Annotated in this window: 16 protein-coding genes; 8 read left to right on the top strand and 8 right to left on the bottom strand. The window is 57.2% G+C overall.

The window, feature by feature from the left end; all coding sequences use genetic code 11:
* Positions 1 to 349 precede the first annotated feature (349 nt).
* The 8 genes from P1S46_04140 to P1S46_04175 all read left to right on the top strand — a co-directional run bounded on the left by P1S46_04140 (position 350) and on the right by P1S46_04175 (position 12098).
* Positions 350 to 1879, top strand: coding sequence for an ATP-binding protein (locus P1S46_04140; GenBank protein ID MDF1535677.1), 1530 nt, complete (start codon positions 350 to 352; stop codon positions 1877 to 1879).
* A 626-nt stretch (positions 1880 to 2505) separates the two neighbouring features.
* Positions 2506 to 2880: a GxxExxY protein gene (locus P1S46_04145; protein MDF1535678.1), complete on the top strand. Its 375-nt coding sequence runs from the start codon at positions 2506 to 2508 to the stop codon at positions 2878 to 2880.
* 200 nt (positions 2881 to 3080) lie between these two features.
* Complete coding sequence (locus P1S46_04150; GenBank protein MDF1535679.1) at positions 3081 to 4433, top strand: sigma-54 dependent transcriptional regulator; 1353 nt, start codon at positions 3081 to 3083, stop codon at positions 4431 to 4433.
* 119 nt (positions 4434 to 4552) lie between these two features.
* The gene (locus P1S46_04155; protein ID MDF1535680.1) at positions 4553 to 4951 is read left to right on the top strand and encodes a four helix bundle protein; all 399 of its coding nucleotides are present in this window, start codon (positions 4553 to 4555) and stop codon (positions 4949 to 4951) included.
* Positions 4952 to 5293: 342 nt separating this feature from the next.
* Positions 5294 to 6973, top strand: coding sequence for a hypothetical protein (locus P1S46_04160; GenBank protein MDF1535681.1), 1680 nt, complete (start codon positions 5294 to 5296; stop codon positions 6971 to 6973).
* 213 nt (positions 6974 to 7186) lie between these two features.
* Positions 7187 to 9508, top strand: coding sequence for a cytochrome c3 family protein (locus tag P1S46_04165; protein ID MDF1535682.1), 2322 nt, complete (start codon positions 7187 to 7189; stop codon positions 9506 to 9508).
* A 154-nt stretch (positions 9509 to 9662) separates the two neighbouring features.
* Entirely contained in the window at positions 9663 to 10199 is a 537-nt protein-coding gene (locus P1S46_04170) for a TlpA disulfide reductase family protein (protein MDF1535683.1), read from the top strand.
* Positions 10200 to 10310: 111 nt separating this feature from the next.
* The gene (locus P1S46_04175; GenBank protein ID MDF1535684.1) at positions 10311 to 12098 is read left to right on the top strand and encodes a peptidyl-prolyl cis-trans isomerase; all 1788 of its coding nucleotides are present in this window, start codon (positions 10311 to 10313) and stop codon (positions 12096 to 12098) included.
* 456 nt (positions 12099 to 12554) lie between these two features.
* On the opposite strand, the gene P1S46_04180 is transcribed toward P1S46_04175, so the two are convergent.
* The 8 genes from P1S46_04180 to P1S46_04215 all read right to left on the bottom strand — a co-directional run bounded on the left by P1S46_04180 (position 12555) and on the right by P1S46_04215 (position 22379).
* A complete protein-coding gene (locus P1S46_04180) occupies positions 12555 to 14507 on the bottom strand; it encodes a tetratricopeptide repeat protein (GenBank protein ID MDF1535685.1) in 1953 nt (650 codons plus the stop codon).
* 618 nt (positions 14508 to 15125) lie between these two features.
* Positions 15126 to 16172, bottom strand: coding sequence for a DUF354 domain-containing protein (locus P1S46_04185; protein ID MDF1535686.1), 1047 nt, complete (start codon positions 16170 to 16172; stop codon positions 15126 to 15128).
* Between the two features lie 6 nt (positions 16173 to 16178).
* Positions 16179 to 17012 carry a methyltransferase domain-containing protein gene (locus tag P1S46_04190; GenBank protein MDF1535687.1) on the bottom strand — a complete coding sequence of 278 codons (834 nt, stop codon included), beginning with the start codon at positions 17010 to 17012 and terminating at the stop codon, positions 16179 to 16181.
* A complete protein-coding gene (locus P1S46_04195) occupies positions 17005 to 17997 on the bottom strand; it encodes a lysylphosphatidylglycerol synthase transmembrane domain-containing protein (protein ID MDF1535688.1) in 993 nt (330 codons plus the stop codon). Before P1S46_04195 ends, P1S46_04190 begins: the two co-directional genes overlap by 8 nt.
* Complete coding sequence (locus P1S46_04200; GenBank protein MDF1535689.1) at positions 17994 to 19379, bottom strand: radical SAM protein; 1386 nt, start codon at positions 19377 to 19379, stop codon at positions 17994 to 17996. The genes P1S46_04195 and P1S46_04200 overlap by 4 nt, the downstream gene beginning before the upstream one ends.
* A gap of 7 nt (positions 19380 to 19386) precedes the next feature.
* The gene (locus P1S46_04205) at positions 19387 to 20586 is read right to left on the bottom strand and encodes a glycosyltransferase family 4 protein (GenBank protein ID MDF1535690.1); all 1200 of its coding nucleotides are present in this window, start codon (positions 20584 to 20586) and stop codon (positions 19387 to 19389) included.
* A 15-nt stretch (positions 20587 to 20601) separates the two neighbouring features.
* Positions 20602 to 21630, bottom strand: a complete 1029-nt coding sequence (locus P1S46_04210) for an NAD-dependent epimerase/dehydratase family protein (GenBank protein ID MDF1535691.1) — start codon at positions 21628 to 21630, stop codon at positions 20602 to 20604.
* Positions 21627 to 22379 (bottom strand): nucleotidyltransferase family protein, encoded by a 753-nt coding sequence (locus tag P1S46_04215; GenBank protein MDF1535692.1) that lies wholly within the window; start codon positions 22377 to 22379, stop codon positions 21627 to 21629. Before P1S46_04215 ends, P1S46_04210 begins: the two co-directional genes overlap by 4 nt.
* Between the last annotated feature and the right edge of the window lie 4 nt (positions 22380 to 22383).

A 22383-nucleotide genomic window follows, 5' to 3' on the forward strand; every position in this document is an offset into this window, starting at 1 on the left:
CAGGCGCTGTCGCAGAGGGCCGCAGTGGAACCCCAGAATCCGGATTTTTTCTAGGACCTGACTGCGAAACTCCGCGGGACGTGCGGCCTACCAGTGAGCCGTCTTCCACCGTTGCTAACGCCTCTCGACCAGCTATGGCGGATGAACTGCGTAACTCTGCGTCAAGGCTCTTGGGGCGTATGGGCACAGTGCCCCGTCATTCCGGAAATCGACGCCGGGAGCGGGATTATCCGGAATCCAGATATATGGAGAACCAGATACCTGGCCACATAGGTACTTGGATACTTGGATACTTGGCCACTTAGCCACTTAGACACGCGGACACCTGCCCATGAAAGAGAGCCTGTAAATGCTGACCCGCCACCTGGCCGTCAGGGTCAACCTCATCATCGCCATGATCCTGGCCATCGCGCTGGGCACCACGGCCATGCTGACCAAGCGCAACTGGCAGCAGCAGGCCATCGAGGAGGCCATGACCAAGGCCACCATCATGTCGGCGACGATCATGAACTCCATCATCGTGGAGATGAGCGGGTTCTGCCAGAAGGATGTCCAGAAGATTGTCGCCAACGTGGGCGCCGTTCCGGAGATCGACACCGTCCGGGTCTTCGACGAGGACGGGATCATCACCTACTCGGCCGATCCGGAGGAGGTGGGCCTTGCCGTCGATTCCCTCGACTTTTCCGTTTACCAGAGCAAGGAGAGGACCCGCCCCTTCAAGTCGGAAGAGAGCGGTCACCGGTCGTTCTGTATGGTCCAGCCCATCGAAAACGCCCTCGAGTGCCGGCGCTGCCACGGTCACGAAAGGGAGATCCTGGGCGTCCTGGACGTCTGCGTGTCCATGGCCCCGACGGAAAAGAGGATCGCCGCCAACAGCCGGTTCCTTTTCGCCACCACCTTCACGACCGTCATTCTTGTCGTCATCGCCATCAGCATCAGCATGTGGATCCTGGTCAACATGCCGGTAAACCGGCTGGTGCGGACCATGGCCAAGGCGGAAAAGGGCAACCTCAAGGCCCGGGCCGAGATCCGGCGGCAGGACGAGCTCGGACGGCTGGCGCAGAGCCTGAACTCCATGCTTGAGCAGCTCGACCACTCAGAGCAGGAACTCAAGAGGTTCCATGCCGAGCAGCTGAAAAGAGCGGACAGGCTGGCCACCCTCGGGGAGCTTGCCGCCGGCATCGCCCACGAGATCAAGAACCCCCTGGCCGGTATTGCCGGCGCCACCCAGATACTGGCCAGGGAATTTTCCGATGATGACCCGAGGCAGCCGGTGACCCAGGAGATCCTCAAGCTCATCGAGCGCCTCGACTCGACCATCCGGGGACTCCTGGACTTTGCCCGGCCGTCGGTTCCCCAGATCGTCCCCACTGATCTGGGCCAGGTCATGGAAAGGACCTTGTTCCTGGTGGAGCAGATGCCCGAGATAAAGGGGCAGGGCGTCGCCATCGACCTTGAGATCGACCCGGAGATGCCGACAGTTCCGGTGGACCCTGATCTGATCCGCCAGGTGTTCCTCAACATGGCGGTGAACGCGATCCAGGCCATGCGGCAGGGTGGAACCTTGACCGTCACGGTGCGGACGGCTCCGGAGGAAGATCTCGGGGAGGTCCATCCCGCGGCCGATTACGTCATGATCTCCTTCACCGACACGGGCTCCGGCATCGAGGAGGACAAGCTGCGCAGCATCTTCACCCCCTTCTTTACCACCAAGACCCAGGGCACCGGCCTCGGGCTGCCCATTACCATGCGCATCGTAGAGCAGCACGACGGGCGCATCACCGTCAGCAGCAAGGTGGGCGAGGGGACCACTTTCAGGATCTATTTGCGAAAAGAGCTGGTTCAACCTCAAAACACAGAGGATGCTGAGGAAGGCTGAATCTGGAGTAAGGCTTGTCATCGCGAACCCTAAAATAGTCCAGTTCCTTAATCTTCCTCCCCCTTGAGGGGGGAGGACTGAGGTGGGGGTGAAAGATACTAAACCCATGTGAAGCAATCTCGGGTTCCTGTAAAAGCGGCATTTTTACCACAGAGATCACAGAGAACACAGAGGAAAAGCGAAACAGGGGGGAAGGCACGGTTCCTGTAAAAGCGGCATTTTTCACCACGGAGCCACGGAGAAAGTCGGAGGAAAGCACAAATCTCTTTAGGGGGGATCCTCAGGCGTATGCCGTCAGAGCGTAAAGAGCGTTCACCACAGAGCCACAGAGGGCGCCGAGAAGAGCGGAGAAGGGCTGGATCAGGGGGAAAGGCTTGGGCGTACGCCGTTAAAGCGCTGAAGGCTTTCACCACAGAGGGCGCCGAGAAGAGCGGAGAAGGGCTGGATCAGGGGGAAAGGCTTGGGCGTACGCCGTTAAAGCGCTGAAGGCTTTCACCACAGAGGGCACAGAGAAGAGCGGAGAAGGGCTGGATCAGGGGGAAAGGCTTTTATGGCTTTGGGTGATGCCACCTGTTTACGATTTTTCCATGTGTGCGAAACAGGGGAAAAAGGCGGGACAAGCGTAAATGGCCGACAATGATCCCTTGACCGGCAGGCTTATAGGCGCCGCCATTGAAGTGCACAGGGAACTGGGACCAGGCCTCCTGGAATCGGCCTATCAAGAATGCCTGTGCCATGAACTGCTTTTGCAGGGTGTGGAGTTCCAGAGACAGTTCCCTTTGCCGGTCCGTTACAAATCTGCCGAGCTGGATTGCGGTTTCCGCATGGACCTCCTTGTTGAGGATTCCCTGGTCGTTGAGATCAAGTCCGTCGAAAAACTGCTCCCGATCCATGAAGCCCAACTTCTTACATATATGAAATTATCTGGCATAAGGACCGGTTTATTGATAAATTTCAACGTTCGCCTCCTGAAGGATGGTATAAGAAGGTTTGTTCTTTGATGTTTAGTACTTAGGGAACCCCCCCGGCTTTGCCGGGGGACCCGAACTGTGTCTCAGTTTTTGCTTTTCCCCCTTTTTGTTTGAGGTTTACTCTGTGCTCTCTGTGTTCTCTGTGGTGAAAGCTTTCAGTTTTTCGATGTTGTGTCTTTCCCCTTGTTTTTCGGTTGAGGTGTTCTCTGTGTCCTCTGTGGTGAAAAAAGATGGCCTCTAAAGGCCGCATCCTCGTCGTCGACGACGAATACCTCATCCGCTGGTCCCTCCAGCAGAACCTCGTCGAGCACGGTTACGAGATCGTCCTGGCCGCCTCGGCCGAGGAGGGCCTCGCCCTCATGGACCGCGAGGAGCCGGACCTCGTCCTGTTGGACATCCAGCTCCCCGGAATGAGCGGCCTGGACCTTTTAAAGAGCATCAAGGAGCAGCGGCCCGATTGCGCCGTGGTCATGGTCACAGCGACCTCGGATCTTTCGGTCGCCGTCACTGCCATGAGGGACGGGGCCTTCGATTACATCCCCAAGCCGTTCAACCTGGACGAAGTGCGCATGGTGGTGGACAAGTCGCTGGAAAACCGGCGGCTTCGGGACGAGGTGAGCCGCTACCGGGAGCAGGAAGGTTCCCGGTACAGTTTTTCCAGTTTTATCTACGCCAGCGGGGCCATGGAACAGGTCGTGGATGTGGCCAGGAAGATCGTCCTGTCCGACGCCACCACCGTGCTGCTGACGGGGGAAAGCGGCACCGGCAAGGACCTCCTGGCCCAGGTGATCCATTTCGAAAGCGGCCGCAGGGATATGCCGTTCATGCCCTTGAACTGCACCGCCCTTCCCAGGGAACTGCTGGAAAGCGAGCTGTTCGGCCACGAAAAGGGGGCCTTCACCGACGCCAGGACGCTGAAGAAAGGCCTTTTCGAGATCACCGACGGCGGGACCCTGTTTCTCGACGAGATCGGCGACATGGACCTGGCCCTGCAGGCCAAGCTGCTGAGGTTTTTGGAGACGCGGACCTTCAAGCGGGTCGGCGGCACCAGGGACATCTCGGTGGACGTGCGGATCATTGCGGCCACCAACAGGGACCTCGAAGAGCGGATCAGGGAAAAGGCGTTCCGGGAGGACCTTTTCTACCGGCTCAACGTCATCCCCATAAGGGTGCCCCCTCTCAGGGAACGTCCCGAGGACGTGATCCCCCTGGCCGAGAAGTTCCTTGAGGACTTCAGCCGGGACCTGGGCAAGAAGATCAAGCGCATCGAGCCCGTGGCCGTGAGGGTCATGGAGGAGTATGGCTGGCCCGGCAACGTGCGGGAGCTTAAGAACGTCATCGAAAGGGCCATGATCCTCTCCGCCGACGAGGTGCTCGACGCCGGGGCCCTGGCCCTGAGGAGCAGGGAGGCTGTGCAGGCCCGGCCGGGTGGTACCGACACCCTGAACCTGGATGAGATGGAACGCCGCCTCATCGAGGAGGCCCTTTCCCGCTCCAGGAACAACCAGTCCAGGGCCGCCCGGCTGTTGGGAATCTCCCGGGACACGCTGCGGTACAGGATGAAGAAGCACGAGCTTCTGTGACCTGGCGTATTGTCGCGGTATGGAGGTAAGGGAGTAGGGGAGTAAGGGGGTAAATTCTGTATAGAAGGAGCAACGTAACCATTTGATCATATAGATCATTTCCTGAAGAGAGTAAACCAATTACCGGCAATAAAGAGTTCGTCAAAGATTATGAAGATCTGCGGGTTTTTCAAGGTGCGATGGATACGGCTATGCAGATCTTCAAAATTACGAAGTCCTTTCCGGTGGAGGAAAGGTACTCTCTTGTCGATCAGATCAGGCGCTCTTCGCGTTCTGTGTGCGCCAATATCGCGGAAGCATGGAGGAAAAGAAGGTACAAGAGAGCATTTGTGTCCAAGTTGAGTGATGCTGAGGCTGAGGCCGGTGAGACGCAGGTGTGGCTGAAATTCGCGGAGAAGTGCGGTTATCTGGGTGAAGAGACCTTAACTGAGTTGGACACGGCATACCGGGTGATCATTGCGCAGATTATCAGCATGATAGACAACGCGGGCAAATGGACATTCAAGGACAAGGGATGAGGAATGGATCTGAGACCTCTGAATGGATTTATTGGGTTTTACCTCCATACCCCCATACCTCCATACTCTCAATCCGCCCACTCCCTTACTCCCATACCTCCATACCTCCATACTCTCACTCCCCCTTACTCCCCTACTCCCATACCGGTGCATTGGGGCAAATACCGCAGGGTATGGGTGTATTCTCCCATAATTCAGAGCCGAATCGACGCAGGGTGAGGGCGGTATGGACCAGTGCCTTTAACTGTTTGAAATCAAAGAGGAAAAGCCGTACCCATATCCGCCATAATTGACATGAAAGTGGAACGAAACTTGCGTAACCATTAGAAGAAGGAGGTTTCAATGAGACGTACGACAGGTATGAGAACAGGTAAAAACAAGACACTTGCTTTATTGTTCATGGCGCTGGCCGTTGCCTTCGCCGCGGCGGCGCCGCAGGTGGCGTCTGCGGCTCTGACGGCCCCCAACTGGCTGCCGGGCCAGCCCATGCTGGCGGGCAACCAGATCATCGCCATGTGGCTCCCTGTCCCTGGTGGCGTCAAGTACATCGTGTATATGGACGGACAGAAGGTGGCGGAGTCTCCTGCCAACCAGTACATGGGGCTCGCGCCCGAGGCCGCTGGTGAGCATGTCTACGAAGTAACGGCGGTGGATGCTTCCGGAGCTGAAAGCCCCAGGAGTGCGCGCGGTGTCATCAAGATCGTCACCCTTGAGCCGCCTACGGGAGTTATGCTCCGTCCAAACGCCCAGGACAAGCGCATCGGTGTCCGGTGGACCCCATCTCCAGGTTCGGTGATCTCCAACGTCTACCGCTCCGAGAGTGCCGAGGGCCCCTGGACCCTCCTCTCCTCGGTGCAGGGGACCGACAACTTCAAGGACGCCGACATAGAGTTCGGCAAGGATTACTGGTACGCGGTCACCGGCAAGGATATCACCGGCAAGGAAACAGCACGGTCTGCCGCGGAAAAGACCATGTTGAAGGAACCCGAAAAGGCGGCGGAAGTCATCAAGATCGACATGGTGGCGGTACCCTCCGCCGAGGTCGAACAGGTAAGATTCTTAGGCCGGAACTCTACCACGGATGCCTGGGGCCTGGCTGTAGGCAGTGAGGGCGACCTGTGGTTGGCGACCGGCGAGAAGGGGACGATTGTACACCTGTCACCCCCTCCGGAATTCGAGGTGCTCACAACAATTCCCCTGAGCAGGTTTAACGCAGAGCACAACCTTAAGCTCAAGAACGCGGACAGGATCAACATCTACGAGGACGAGAACCTCATCCTTTTGGTGGACGCCTTCTCCAGCACCCTCCTGGCCCTTGACCTGGACGGCCAGTTCAGGTGGGCCTTCAAGCCGACTCTCCCCCCCGACGACCGGGATGATATCTGGTCCCTCCTTCAACAGAGGATAAAAAAGGTACGCCTCATACCCAATGCGGCTTTCGTTAGCTCCTCGGGTCTGGTTCTCGTGAGTGAGAACCGGGCTCCTATCTTCTACGAGGTGGACCTTGAAACGGGAGAACTCCTTGATTGGCGGGGAGGGTATGTCCGGGACGGAGAGCACATGGATACGATTGGCGCCGGGATCATGATGGAGATCGAACCGGGCCTCGCCTGGGCCGGCGAACCCCTGGTCCACCGTATTGTTGCCTTCGACCCGGAAACCATGGATGTCAAATATGTTATAGGCGAAGAGGGGACCCATGACGGCTTTATCGGCGGATTCCTGGGGGTAAGTGATTTCCTGAAGAACCCGGTCGATGGCAGCATCCTCGTGGCCGACTCGGGAGTGGGCTCCATCCAGGCCTTCGATCCCAAGAAGGGCAAGTACCTGTATCACATCGGCGGCACACCCCTGGCGCCGGATCCGGAACTGGGGGGAGAGCGGCCCAAGCTGGATGTCGGCGCAATCAGCCGAATCTTTTTCACCCCTGACGGCCGCCTGTGGGCCAAGCACGGTTTCGAGAAGTACTTCTCCGTACGCACCGTCCAGTGGGACAAAAAGACAACCTTTAAGAAGGACTAGGGCTAAGGAGCGACAGAAAAGTTCATGGCGGCCTTACCTAAGGCTTGAAAATAATGACGCAATATCCATGGTTGGCCAGGACCCCGGGTCCGGGTTCGGGCGCGAAAAGGAGGTGAAAAGAAACGGAAAAGGGCCTGCGATACCGGATATGAGAGCGTGGGAGCTTTCATAACTAAGATTTAAGACGGATTTCATTCAAAAAGGAGAATTATGATGAGAAAGATTCTTGTGATCCTTGCCGCAGCGGCTTTGCTGGCAATCCCAATGGCCGCCTCTGCTGGCGTCGCCCTCACTTCCCACGACATGTCACTGGCGTACTCAGGTATCGTGAAGGCGGGTGTCTGTTCCCCGTGCCACCTGCCCCACGGCACCCAGGGTGATCGCCTCTTCCCCGACCCGGGCGCGGCTGCCGGCGGTGGCATCGTCGGTAACCTGTGCGCTGCCTGCCATTTCTCCGGCGGCGCGTATGCCGGCGTGACCATCCCGGCCCAGTCGGACGATTACGTCTACGGCACCTATAGCCACGGTGATGTGGCCCAGATGACCTACGACCAGTACCCCGACAACACCGCCAACGGTTTTCTGACCTCCTCGGCGCTGCCCTACGTGTCCGATGCTGCGCCGAGCATGGAGTGCACCTCCTGCCACAACGTGCACAACGACGCCAACCGGCCGTTCCTGAGGACCGACCTGGACGCGATGTGCGGCGCGTGCCACCCCAACAGGCACTATGACGCCACCACCGGCTTCACTACCCAGCTGGCGACCATTGCCACCTGGGGCCCTGCCAACACGAGGCTTGCTAACCCCGGTTCCCACCCCGTGGGCACCGACGTTGATGCTCTCCTCAACGACGCTTCCCAGACCATTGCGATCAGCGCCGACTTCCAGGTCGGCCTGTCGGCCGTTGTTGACGGCTGGAACCTAGGTGGTCACCTCTCTGGCGGAGCCACCGGCGGCGTCGTGTGCGTTACCTGCCACGCTGTCCACGGTGCCCAGGGCGACGCGGACGATAACCTCCTTTTCGGGACCGCCACGGCGCACACACCTTATTCCAACTTCCTGAACATCGACCAGAGCTCCACCGCCCTCGCCTATGTTGCACCCACGGGCCTCTCCCGTTCCGTAGCTTCCGGTTTCGGCGTGGACAACGCCTTCTGCGAGGCGTGCCACAACGGAACTGAGTCTGTTGACTACACCGTCGTTGGTGGCGCGGTCGACCCCGGCGCAACTGGCTATACCCACCCCCTGGACGGCATCACGCCCTCCAACAACGGGTGGGTCACCGTCTTCCCGGCCAACTGGCCCCAGGGTGACGCCACAACCTTCGCCACAGGCATGACCCCCGTGGCCATCTGCGAGTCGTGCCACGTCATGCACCCCACCGCCAACGCGGTAGCCACTGTAGTTGAAAGGCCCGACGTGGTCCAGGGCGCGGTCGATTACGCCTTCATCCTGAGGGACAGCTCCAACGCGATCTGCAACAACTGCCACACGGGTTCCATCGCCGGGCACCATCCGGCCAACGTGACCTTCAACCCCGTAGGCGTGCCCTACCTTGAGAACGTTGCCGCCAACCTGCTGACCTGCCGCACATGCCACAGCTCCTCCGGCGCCCACAACTGGGCCAGCGCCGACGGCATCGGCCTCGACCCTGACTGGCTCCCAGTCAACAACGGCAGGGACGCTGTTCCGGCTACCGACGCTGCTAACGCCCAGATGGGCCAGACCTGCTTTGACTGCCACTTCAACTTCGACGACGCGCCCCACTGGTCGCCGGTTCTCGACGGCGCTGCTGCATTCCTGACCACCATCGTCAACACGGATTCCCCGGGGTACACGAAGCTCGGAGACGGCACGCACTTCATGGGGCACGTCGGCGCGGGTGAAGACCTTACAGCAACCGGCCTGAACCCGCAGTTGGCGAACGTCTACACGGCCGGTACCGCCTGGACTGGTGTCGACGGCGCCAACGCCACCGCCGCTGGCTGGTCCCGGTTCCGGCCTGCCGTTGCTGATGGCATCGGCATCGTGTGCGAGTCGTGCCACGAGCTCGAGCCTGACAAGAACAACTTCGGCGCCGCCACCCCCGGCAACCACCTGCTGCTCGCCACATTCACCGACGGCAACAACGGCAACGAGGCCGCTGAGGTAGTCGATGGGCGCGACGACTTCTGCCAGGCTTGCCACATGCCGGTGGGTACACACCCCATGACCGGCGATACCGTTGGCCGGACGAACGGGATCCTCGACATCGTCGTCACCAAGGCCTGGCTCGAGGATATCGATACTACCAGGGCTACTCTTGAAGACGTCACCTGGGCTGTTGCCACCGACTCCATGTCCTGCGACAGTTGCCACCAGGTTCACGATGCAGAGACCGATTCTGCCAACATGATCCTCGAGGCTCAGGATGCTAATATCCCGGTTACGGCCGGTGCGATTACCGGTGCCAACGACTTCGTGCCCAACTTCCCCGATGCGAACAAGGGCCCCAACCACGAGGCCTTCTGCCAGTACTGCCACCTGTACTAAGAGACAGGCTTTGTGAAACAGTAGTATCCTATGGTTGAAACGCGGGGGCTCGGAGCATGGCGCTCCGGGCCCCCGCATCCCCTGTAATCCCTGGGGGGTTTTTTTGACCGAAGAAGGTTTATCAATGCGGTTTTTCCCGAGGAAAGGGGTAAAAATGAGGAGATTTCCGGTAATCATCGCTGTGGCCCTGGTGGCCCTCATGCTGGCTGCCCCCGTTTTCGCGGCTGACGAATCGGCCGCCGTCGAGGCAGGCCCACTCAAGGTCGGGGATGTTCTCCCGGACGGCCTTTTAGCTGCCACCCTCGACGGCGCACCCACTGACCTGAAAAAGAACATTTCAGACAAACCATTCACATTCTTCCAGTTCATGACCACCGCATGCAGTGCGTGCCAGGGCGAGATGGGGGCGTTTATTGGCCTCCAGCTCGATATGCCCGGCAAGTTCGACGTGGTGGCCATCTCCATGGATATGATGGGAGCCGACGCGGTCAACGCCTACGAGTCCAAGTTCAAGTACGGGGTCAAATACCTCCTGGACCCCGATTTCAAGCTGCCCCCGCGCTTTAACTTCCCCTACACGCCCTCCTTTTTCATCGTCAATCAGGAAGGCAAGATCGTCTATATGAAGGGCGGGTTCATGTCCAGCCGCTGGGCCAAGGACAGGGACGCGGTTGTCGAGGTGATCCAGTAGTGGTATAAAAGCATCGCCTTGCCATTGACGGGGAGCAGTGGTGGAGTTCGCGCCGCTGCCCCCCTTTTTATTGTGATCACGTTAAGTACCATTACGGAGGTCGACAAAACCATGAAATACAGTAAGGGACTGCTGCTTTTTGGGACTGTCATGTTGCTGTTCACTTTCCAGTGGGGGTGTCTCGAAAAGCCTGCTGGCCCAACCGCTTCTGAGAAGGAAGGGGTTGTTGTAGGCGCCCTGGACAGGTATCGGGAAGGCGGATGGGAAAACCTTTCGGACCCATACGCCCAGGGGCAGGTGGTGGCATGGCTAGATTCCACCCCGGTGACCCTTGAGGAACTCGAGCGGTTCAGCGTCAGGGTGATGGGAGGCCAGGTTGAGGGCAGTGCACATGGCGGAGGAAGCGGAGTCGACCCTGTTTACGACGCCCTGCCGTCCTTTCACCGTTACTATGCCGCAATCAAGGAGGCTGAAAAGGAAGGCCTCCACAAGGAGCGCTTTTTCAGACAGAGGTTCGACCTGACTGTCCGTACCGCCCTGGCCGGCACCTTCACTCGATGGTTCACTGCTAATGCGGAAGTGGACCCCGATTCTCTGGCCGCCCGGATACCGAAGCGGTGGGTACAGATGAATTTTGCAGTGAAACTGCTGCCTGAGGATGGAACCGCGGAGGACATCCTGGCTCGTGTTTCGAACCGTGAGGAGTTTCTCGCCCTGGATACCGGTATGGCGCCCAGCAGCCGTGAACTGCCTCAGACCGGCCTGGTGTTTCCCGGTTCCGGGTTCTTCGAGGGGTGGGACGACGCCGAGCTCTTCAACCTCGCTGAGGGCGATGTCTACGGGCCCATAAGGACCGGCATCGGCAGCGCCATCGTCCTGGTGCTGGAGCGGCAGGACATGGATGAAAAAGCTCAGGCAGACTACATGGATGGTATCAGGGAACAACTTTCGCAGCAATGGATGGCCGACAGGATGCAGAGGTACATTGAAAGCCTGAATATGGAGATCAGGGAGGATGCCCTCGAGAAAGCAGTTTTCGAGGAGTTCACCGGCGGGATGCTCCTGGACGAAACGGTCGCAATGGTGGGTGATGACGAGATCTCTTACCGGCTTTTCCGACTCATTAACGGCAAGAGCTACGCTACGTACAGGACCAACTACCCGATGAGTTCCTGGCCAAATGTCGTGAGATCGGATCTGGGGGCAACCCTCCGGCAGGTCGCCGTTGGGCGCATGGCACAGGAATATTACAAGGACGGACGATGGCCGGGGGATGTTCCGGAGTACGTCCTGCAACTGTTTTACGATTACAGGAAAACATTCCTTTATCACAGCTTCCTGGACCTGGTGGAGCGGGAGTCCCAGTTTGAACTGACGGACGAAGAACTCCTCGCCTACTATCAGCAGAATCCCGGTTTCTTTACCGTTCCGGGCAGCGTTGAAATCGCTTACAAAATGGCCGTAGACGAGGAAACACCGGCTGTCTGGAGGAAGATCCTCGCCGCCGGCGGTTCCTTCAGCCAAGCGGCCAACGCCACCGCAGGTCCTAAAAGCCCACATGGGAGCACAGGGGAGTTCAAGCAGGTGACAGTCTACCAGGGGGACACATTTTTCAAGGAGATGCAGGAGGATCTCTTTGCCATGGAGAAGGGGAAGACCGCCATCATTGACGGCGAGATGGGCACCTACCTTGTTAACGTGGCAGACAAGTCAGAAGGCCGCATGCAAAGTTTCGGGGAGAGCAGGGAAGAGGTGCGCGTGCGCGTCGTCCGCCAGCGTTTCAGGAACATCGTCGATGCCAGGGTCACAGGACTGGCATCCCACGTGAAGGTGAGAGTGGCCGAGGAGTTTCTTCCGGCAAAGCCGATGGAGGACGTTCCCCACCCGGACCTGGGTTGACGCTTCGTCTAACCCAGATTATAAAGAAAGAGGCGGCCTCACGGCCGCCTCTTTCTTTGGCGTAACGGTTTCGATCCCGCCTCGCAGCCGTATCCGATTTGCCCTGCGCAACCCCGTGGTCACACTGCTTATGAATTAACTGCACCGCGGCCGTCTGAAGGCGGGAACACGGGGTTACGCGGGGTAACAGCTCCGTATTCCCTGCGTCCTCCTTCGTACTCCGCGGTCATATTGCTCTTGATCCAAAAGTATTTTGGCTTTTGGCTCTCCCCTGCGCTCCCCATGCGCCTGCCTGCCGTCCTGTCCATCGACCTGTCCACGGTAGCCTTGGCGAAGGTGGAAGCTCGGAAGGTGTGGTCGGAAGCCTTTGGCGAAGGCTGGGTCTCTGCGGTAACACTTCTCTTGATTAAACCATGGCGCGTTGAGATGTACGGATAGGCGAGGGGCGCGCGACGGTCAATTCCCCTGGGGCCCGCCGAGCTGTTTCTGCAAGGCCTGCATCTTTGAGGACGCCAGAGATATGTACCTCCTGTCCCCGAGCCAGAATCGCAGAAACTTCTCATAGTTGGCGATGGCCACGGCCGGCTGGCCCAGGTTCTCATAGGCCAGGGCGATGTTGTAGTAGGACATGGCGAATGTCGGGTCGATGAACAGGGCCTGCTTGTAGTATTGGATCGCTTCCGGGTATTTGCGCTCCTTGAAGTAGATATTGGCCAGGTTGTTGGCCGCCTCGATGTAGCGGGGGTTGTACTTCAGGGCTGTCTTATAAGCCCCGATCGCTTCCTCGGTTTTGCCCGCCTCCCTGAGGATGTTACCCAGGTTGTAGTTGGCCAGGGCTGACTTCGGGTCCAGCTGGATGGCCCGCTTCATCCACTTTTCCGCGTTCTCGTACCCCTTCTTCTTGTGGTAGACGTTGCCAACGTTGATGTAGGGGTTCGGGAACATGGGGGCCAGCTTGATGGTGCGCTGGTAGTGCTGCAGCGCCCGGTCGAAATCCCCGTTCTGCTCGTAGTAGATCCCCAGGTTGTTGTACCCCCGCACCGAGTTGCGGTCCTTTAAGATAACATCCTTCCAGATCGTTTCCTCTGTGGCAAAGGCCATGTTGCGCTTGAACGTCCCGAGGCCCATGAAGAGGAGGATGGTCAAACATATGGTGATAAAGGTTTTGAAATACCATCCTCCGTCTGACCGGAACCGGAGATAAAGCTTGGCCACAACGTAGGTGAAAACCAGGACGAACCCGAACCCGGGAAGGTAAAGGCGGTGGTCGTTGATCACCACGTTCAGGCGAAACAGGGATGTAGGAAGCAGGGCCAGAAAGAACCAGAGAACGCCGAAGGTGATTAGGGGATGCTTTTTCCAGTACCTGAGAGCGGCAGCGACAATGAGAGTGATGACCAGGCACGACAGCAGCACCTTGCCATCGGAAAAGCTCCTGGTCACCTGGAACGGCTTGTCGATGGAAAGGCCGGTGGGAAGGAACCACTCCCGAATGTAGAAAACAACTGCCCTGGACTGGGTCGCAAGCTGGCTGACCCAATCGGCGGCCGCCTGCGTTCCGCCCTTTTCGGTGAACCTACTGGCCAGGTTCTCGCCGTAGATCTGAAGCCTTGTGTACAAGATGCCCACCAGGACGACTCCGTACGGAGCCAGCCGTATGGTAAGGTTTGTCATGATTGCAGGGAGGCTACGGCCTTCCATCCACCTCCTGTTAAGGAATATCTCGTAAAGGAAGATCATCCCCGGAAGGGTCACTGCTATCTCCTTGGAAAGGAATCCGCAAAGATACATGAAGGTGGATAAGGCCAACGGAAGGAAGCGGATGGAGGTAGTCTCCTGGTCCTGCGTCGCCTTGAGGTAGAAGTAGAACCCGGCCAGCAGGAACATGGTGGCCATGCCGGAGGAGCGGGAGGAGATGTAGACGATGGTTTCTGTGTTTATGGTCTGCAGCCCGAACAGGAGTCCGGCGAAGGCCGCAGGCAGGGCAGGGTCCATCCCGTCGAGGCGGATCCGGCGGCGGAACAGAAAGAGGGTGATGAAAAATACGAGCAGGGAGCTTACAAGGTGGAACAGGAAGTTCACCACGTGGTAGCCGACGACGTCATATCCGTCCCGGTTTGTCCATATCCCGACCTGGTAGTTGATGGCGTGGGTGGCCATGAGGAGCGGGCGGTACATGCGCGTCTGGGGGTTCCGGCTGAAGGTGGTGGCGTCGGTGAAGAACATCGGGATATTGGAGATCTTCCGGATGTTGATGTTCTCCTTGATGTGGTGGAAGTCGTCGTAGTGCCAGTCCGCGGTAAAGCTGTTGGAGTAGAATATGGTCAGGGCCGCCGTGATAAGGAGAACGGCGAAAAGCGTCGGCCTGGCTTCGTAAACGGTGCGGAGCTTTTGAAGGATGCTGTTCATAATCTGAGTATGGCCTCTCTCGGTTTTGAGGATATCAGGATCGCTGGGATCCTTTCAGCATTAATGGTTAACGTTGATGGACTCGCAAAAAGTCCATCAACGCACCCCGCGCGGGGTGCCCAAATCAATGACTCCCACTGTAAGTCATTGATTTGTAAGGAAAGGGAAAAAGACGCTTTTCCCTTTCCTTGGAGCGAAAAGTCCCGGATTGGACTTTTTGCGACTCTATCAGCGTTGGCCGTTGAAGGTTGCCAGCCACTAACTTTATACCTTAACCGTTAAGGTTATCAACCGGTTAAAATTGAGCTGTCAGCAAAAAGGTCCTTCTCCCGACGCTGTCATCCCGGATACTCATATGGCTGTCACTCCGGGCTTGACCCGGAGTCCATGGATTCCGGATAATCCCGCCTTCCGTCTTCGCCAAGGCTATGCCGTGACAAGCAAGCGGTGATTTCCGGAATGACGGTAATCATGGGTTTTACCTCGTTACCTCGATACAACTCTTCATCCCCCATGCACCCACGCCCCCAGGCTCTCCCGTTCCTTCCCCGTGTCACCGTGTCTCCGTGCTTGCCACGCCGACTTGTCACGTCGGAGCCTATGGCGCAGACGGAAGCTTTAGCGAAGGCGGGTCCCTGCGTCCAGCAGCCTTTCCACAATAAACTCTGTCACGTCGATCTTCTCCGCCATCATCCTGGAGTGGCCTTCCCTGAACCGATCGCTGTCCTTGAGGTTCCCTTTCAGGGCCTCCTCGGCCTTATCGACGGATTCCCTCACCTGCCACGGCCGGAAGTTGTAGCCCAGCCCGTACCTTCCCTCCTGCTCGTCGGTGTAGCCGCGTCCCACCACGTCCAGGTAGACGAAGGGGGTCCCCAGCACGGCGCTCTCGGAGGCCATGGTGGCGCTCTCTCCGATAATAAGCTGCGCGAAGGCCAGGAGATGGTGGACCTGGTGGGGGGGCAGGGGCAGGCGATACTTTTCGAACTGTTCCGGAAGCGCTGCTTCGGAAGTGATGTAAACCTTGCCGTGCTCCTGCAGGGTCCTGGCCAGGAGCAGCTTGTCCTCCGGTGAGTACCCCCTTGCCTTCACATCGTGCATCGCCTTCCACGAAACGAACCTCACGACCGTGAACGGCTCTTGGGGATCGACGCCGTGGGTCGAGAGGATGCCCGGGTCGGGCGCGAACCGGTCCGGATGAAGGTAGGCCAGTTCGTGGTATCCGGCGTAGGGGACATGCTTTCCCTCTGGAACCCAGCCCCTGTAGCAGTCGGGCGTGACCACCTCGGTGGCGAAGGGGTAGGAAAGGCGGTTCGACACTGTGGCGTTCTCCGTGTCGTAGAAAATGAGGTTCCTGGTCCGCGTCATAAATCCGACCTGTGCCGTGGAGATCCCCCCGATGCTGCCGAGAACACTGGGCTTTTCCTTTACAACAAGGCGTGCCAGCCTGATGTTCCTTGTTGCCAGCTCCCCGGCCAGCCCCGCTTTCCCCGAGGCTTCGCGGCTGATCACCCGATGGGGGATGCCGTAAAGATCCAGGAGGCGGAGGGTCAGGTCCTTGTCCCTGGCCGTCACCAGCACCTCGTGGCCTTTCCCGGTCAGTTCCTCAACGGCGTTTCGGAAGAAGTGCACGTGGGCCGGATGGAGGATGTCTAAAAGTATCTTCATTTTTCGTTATTTTACAAGGTGCATTTTGTGGAACCAACCCACGTATTCTCCAAGCTTCCATCGGATGAAATCGGGGGTGATCTTGTGAAGTCCTTTCCAGGTTCCGAAGAGATAGGCACGAAAATGGTGGACCTGAGAGAATCGACCGACCATCTTCAGCACCTCCTTTTTGGTGAAGTGGTAAGCAAAGGGACACACTTCCTTAGAAAGGCTGAGAGGGTCCTCATACCTTGGGTTGAAGATCCGGTGCGCAAGATAGTTCAGGGAGTGTCTGTTGTAGAGCAGGACATGAGCTCTTCCACCTGGTTTCAGGACCCGGTAAATCTCATCGATACCTTTCTGAGGATTGACCGTGTGCTGGAGCACTCCGCTGACTACGCAGTCGAAGGTTTCATCCCCGAAAGGAAGCTTTTCCGCGTTAGCGACCTGTACGGTGGCATTACCGTAATCATCACCGTAGATTCCCTCTAACTCAAGATACCTCTGTGCCAACCTGATAACGTCGTCGGCGAGGTCAACTCCCACGACCCTGTTTCCGAGTTGTGCGAACCTGACGATGTCGTGCCCTATGCCGCAGCCGATCTCGAGCATATATTGGGGTGAGTACTTCTCGATAAAACCGTAAAGCTCCACATGGTGCCAGTGCTGCACCTTGGTCCTTTCGTCCCGCATTCTATGGAAGTATTCCAGATCTCCTTTCATACCCAGGCTCTCAGGGATATAATGCTGGCCGCAGACGATGTCGTTCCAGAAACGCCTTATCTGGTCGAAGGTCTCCTCGGTGTTGTACTCCTTCATTTTTTCTTTCGATACCGGTTTGGGAACAGTTTTTTCAATCATGCTCCATCTCCTTGGCAGTGAATGAGTTGTTGCCAGTCAGAAGGTCCTTTGGGGGCTTTATCCGCTTGAAAAGGATGAACCAGCAAAGCGGGGCCAGGACAAAGACGACAATTATGTTGCAAAGCCTCAGGACCGCTGCAACCATGAGGCTCTGGTTAAAGCCGAGCAGAGTCAGTTTTCCTATGAAGCCTGTGATGAATTCCTGCAGACCGAGGTTGTTTGGCGTAAGGGTGATGAAATTTGAAAGTGATTGAAACACACCAATCGCAAGGCAGGAGAGGTAGTCAGGATCTATGGAGAAGGTCCTGTATGAAAAATAGATCAGGAATGCCCCCGATGCGTACTGGATGACGATGGAAAGGACTACCAGAATGACGACAGAGGGATTCTGGAATATTACGTTAATAGATCTTACGGCTAGGGACAGGATATTTCTCAGCCGTGACGTTGGTTCTATCCGATTCGGTCTAAGTATGAACATAAGGACCGGGAAAAGGATTAGGCCAGCCGTCAGTGGAAGGAGATATCCTATGTAGCGCGGATCGATCCCTTTGAAGAAGGGAAACATCAGGATGCAGATCAGGCCCGCTGTGAACAGTATGAAGAGCATGTTCGCGGCCATTAGCCCTCCATAGGCCGAGAACGGCATGCCATGGTTGTTTTTGAGATAAGTTGCCCTTATTGCGGCACCTGCCCTCAGGGGACCGAAGTAATTAAAAAAAGTCGTCAGAATAGAAAGAGTGAATATTTCAGTGAACGAAAGCCTGAAACCGACGGCGTAAAGAAGAATAGCGTTGGTTACTCCGGCCGAAAAGACCATGAAAAGGGAGAGCGAGAAAAGATAGGGGATAAAGGAGCAGCTTACCTTGGTAAACAGGTGGAGCTGGTCCCGTATGGCATAAGAATACACAATCGCCATGAGTATGATAATGACAGTGCCGGCAAGAGTCGCTATTTTTGAACCGCGTGCCATCTTCTTCCTCAATTGCGCTTCCGCCTTACAAGTAGAAATACGAGTTCCCTCATGAACCTATTGATGAGGATCCTGGGGTTTCGTCGCAGAAGAATCAGTGCATAAAGGAATGTCTTGACTCTGGCTAGTCGCCCGAATTTTCTCAGGAGTTTGTAAAGCTCCTGTTTTGAGAGTATTTCCGACAAGACGATGAACCGGTCGAGGACCTGCCTGGGCCGGTACATCGTGGCGATCAGGTCGAGAGCCTCCCAGTCCATGTCCACCGTTTCGGAGACAAGACCTTTTGCGAGGGCGTGTTCCCAAAGTTTTGTACCGGGGTAGGGAACGGGCAGGAACACCTGGACCTTGTTGAGGGGGGTCGCCCGGATGAAATCGTAGGTCTCCATGATCTCCTCCCGGGTCTCCTCCGGGAACCCGATAATGAAACTGGACTCGCTGAACAGGTCGAAGCGGCGCAGCATGAGAGCCGCTTTCCTGTTGGTTTCAACCGTAGTTCCCTTGTTGATATATTCAAGGGTCCTGTTCGATCCCGATTCCATCCCCAGGCTCACATGAATACAGTTCATTCTCTTGAGCTGGTGGAGGAGTTCCTCGCTGATGTGGTCGGCCCGGGTGGCGACGGAGTAGTTAAACCTTGCGGTAAGTCCTTCCTCCTCGAGGAGGTCAACGATGCGCCGCACACGCTCCTTTTTAACGGTGAAAAGGTCATCCCAGAACTTGACTCTCTGAAGGGCAGGGTACCGTTCAGCATGGTACTTGATCGTTTCGAGGACCTTTTCCGGACTGAACCACCGGACGTTCCTGTGCCAGCCGGTCGCACAGAACACGCAACGGTAGGGGCATCCCCTCGATGTCATGATACACAGGGTGTCTGTTTTCTCATTGCCCTGCAGCAGGTCAGGTACGGGCAGAGAGTCAAGGTCTTTCAGCGGTGACGCCGGCTCTGTTTGCACGAGGCCGCCCTGGCTGTCCCTGAACACTATTCCGGGAACATCCAGCAGTTCCTCCCCTTTCCAGCCGCCATTGTAGACCCGAAGGAGCTTCTCGAAAGCCCGTTCCCCCTCTCCAATGACGCCTATATCCATATCATCGGTTATGAGGTTGGGCAGAGTGGTGATCTGCTCTCCTCCCACAACGACATGAACGCCATATTCCTTGCACATTCCGGCGACCTTTATGGCCTGTCCATAAGTCGCCGCATAACAGGAGAGTCCAACGATGTCCGGTCTTTCCCGTTCCAGGAGTTCTTTGTCGATATAAGGAACAATGCTGATCCGGACATGGGGGTTTTTGTCTTCACAGAACGTCTTGATATAGGAAAGCCCGATGGGATTTGTGAGAATCTCCACCGAGGTGTAGTAGTTGCATGGAGAGTTCAGCAGGATCTTGACCATAACGTTTTTATCGAACCTCGCCCTGGAGTGTAGAACAGGCCAGTTGCCGGAAGCGGTCGGCGAAACCTTCCCACGTGAAACGTCCAGCTGCTTTAAGGGCCTTCTCTTTCATCGTGTTGAGTGCCGTCGGGGCGTTCAGGATGTTCCCTATCCTGGCACTTATCTCTTCATCCTTGGCATCTGGTGGAATGAGAAACCCGTTTTCCCCGTCAACGATGATATCCAGGGGGCCTCCGGCTCTGAACGCTATTACTGGGACTCCGCTGGCGTTGGCTTCCACAAGACACAGGCCGAAGGAGATGTTCTGCTCCAGAATGACGAAAAGGTCGGCCGAATCGTAAAAGGAGAACACCTCATCTGGTCCCACGTAACCGGGGAAAAGGACGTTGCCGGTCAGCCCCATCCTTTCAACCTGCTCCTTCAGTGGCCCCATGGAGGGGCCGTCTCCGACGACCAGGCAGGCTATATCGGGGAACTGTCTTTTCAGTAGGCCGGTGATGTTGATGAGCCTGTCAACGTTCTTCCACGGGATCAGCTTTCCCGTGAAACACAGGACCGGCCCTTTTCCCTCCAGTGCAGCAGCTATACCGGGTGGCAGGGGAGGAACTTTTTCCGGCCTCTGGACACCCGGGGGCACCACCTTCACCCCCTCGATCCCGTAGATCTCCTGGATCCACTCACCATAACCGGTTGAGAAAGTGAAGACCTCATCGGCCCTCCTCACAGCCGCCCTGTCGCAGGGACGATAGGCGGCTGCGAAAATTGGTACGAGACGGCCCAAAAATCCTCCGGAACGCGAGGTATCGGTCGTCGTGTCGTAGGCGAAGCGCGGCGGCTGGTAGCAGAAGTAGATCGTCGGTTGAGGCCGTCCGAGCAAGGTCTGAAGGGCGAGGGCGGGCACAACCGTCTCTGTGTGAAAACAGACCACATCGCTCCTCCTGGGAAAGAAAAAAGGCAGGACAAATGTGGTTGCAAGGTTCGCAAATCCGGCGAGAAGGACATTTTTGAAGGAGAGAGAAAGGGCCCTCGGTGGAGTGATGAGTCCCACTCGTGGGTCCAGCTGCTCTGCCAGGATCCCGGGAAAATCGCTGGTGACCAGGGTGTTCCGGATTCCCTGGTCGCACAGGCATCGGAGCAGGTTGAAGATCACCGGCTCGGCTCCGCCATGGATCTCCTTGAACCTTGGAAAGACATGGGTGATGTGCATGAGGCGCTTACCGCGTCAGGCTCCGAAAACCTGTCGGTTTTCGACCGCCCACTCGTAAAGGGCCTTGATCCCGTCCCTGGGTTCAGTCTGTGCCTCCCAACCCAGGACCTCTCTGGCTTTGGAGGAGTCGCACACGAAGTAGTACAGGTCCCCGAAACGCTCACCCCCGAAATGGAGTTCCAGGGGCTCGCCTGTCAGTTCCCCGAGGTAGTCAATACACTCCAGGAGGGAGATCATGGTCTTCTCCCCCCCTCCGATGTTATAGGTCCCCGGCACAGGGTTTTCGTAAAAGGAGTGGAAGGCGCGGCATACGTCCGGGGCGAACAGGATATCCCTTAACTGTTTGCCGGTGTTAAAGACGGTTACGGGCCGCCCGATGGCAGCCTTGATGGTGAAGTTGGCCACCCATCCGTGATCCTCGCCACCGAACTGCCTGGTTCCGTAAAGCCCGGTCAGCCTGAAGGTTGCCGCCCTGACTCCGAAAGTGTCGGTGAACATCCTCACGTAATGTTCCGCCGCCATCTTGGAAGCGTGGAGGGGGGTGATGCTCCCGGTCATGAGCTCGTGGTCTTCCGCGATCCCGGGAGGGGTCCGGACGTACCGTGTGGACTCTTCCGAAATGGAATCGTTGATGCCGGTCCCGTAGACGTGGATGGAACTGCAGCTCACTACGGGTGCCCCGATCTGCCTGGCCGTTTCCAGGACGTTGTAGGTGCCCATGAGGTTCGTGGTGAAATCCAGCCAGGGGTCTTCCATGGAGATGGTCATGGCCGGCTGGGCTGCCGTGTGAACGATGAAATCGCACCCGTCCGCCTCTGCCAGAAGGTCGTCGAGGTCCCTGATGTCCTTTTTCACCAACTGGACTCCCATCTCTTTCAGGTAGTCCCAGTTGAAATTGCGGACCAGGTCGAGGTCATAACCCGTTTTGCTGAGTTCGTACTTGGTCATGCTGTCGTAGGAAACCACTTCCCATCCCATGTTTCTGTAGAATTCGCACACGTGGGACCCGATGAACCCGCACCCTCCCGTCACAAGAACTTTCATGATTCCCCCCTTTCGGTACTTCGCAGAAGTTTTTCGAACCTGGCGATATCTTCCTCGATGTTGATGTTGAAATACTCGGATCCGATGTTGAAGGTCTTGACCTTCTGGTCGTCATCGATGGCGCACTGGATCATGTCCACCAGCTCCTTCTCACCCCGTTTCTGGTTGATGGGCGTCTCTTCGATATAGTCGAAGATGGCGTTGTTGAAGATGCAGTTACCCGTACCTTGGGTGTCGTTGAGGGCCCGCTTGGGTTTTTCGACCAGCCTGAATACGGTCCTGCTGTCGTCCTGTATGACGGCGTAAGTCTTGGATATCTCCGATCTGTCCCTGGCCTGGATGACCCCGCAGGTCACAAAACACCCTTCATCCCTGAAGGAGTTGATCATCTCCAGGTGCCGAGGTCCCACCAGGATCTCGTCACCGAGGAATGTCATGAAGTCGTGCCCGTCGATGGCCTCCTGCGCTGTTTCGATGGCGTTCACCAGCCCTTTTCGCTCCAGCTGGATGGCATAGCGGATCCGGGTCCCGCCATACTCGTTCCCGAACTCGTTGATGATGTCCTCTGCCCTGTAGCCAACGACGATAACAATTTCACAGACGCCTGCGCGAACGGCGTTATCCAGGCTGTAGGAGATGAGAGGGCGCCCGTTCATGGGCAGCATGCACTTGTTGAGTTCTGATGATCTTTCGTTGAGCCTCTTCCCGCGTCCGCCAGCCAGGATAACCGCCTTGATTTTCCTTTCCATGGAT

This window comes from bacterium (assembly GCA_029210545.1).
Lineage (GTDB): Bacteria > BMS3Abin14 > BMS3Abin14 > BMS3Abin14 > BMS3Abin14 > JARGFV01.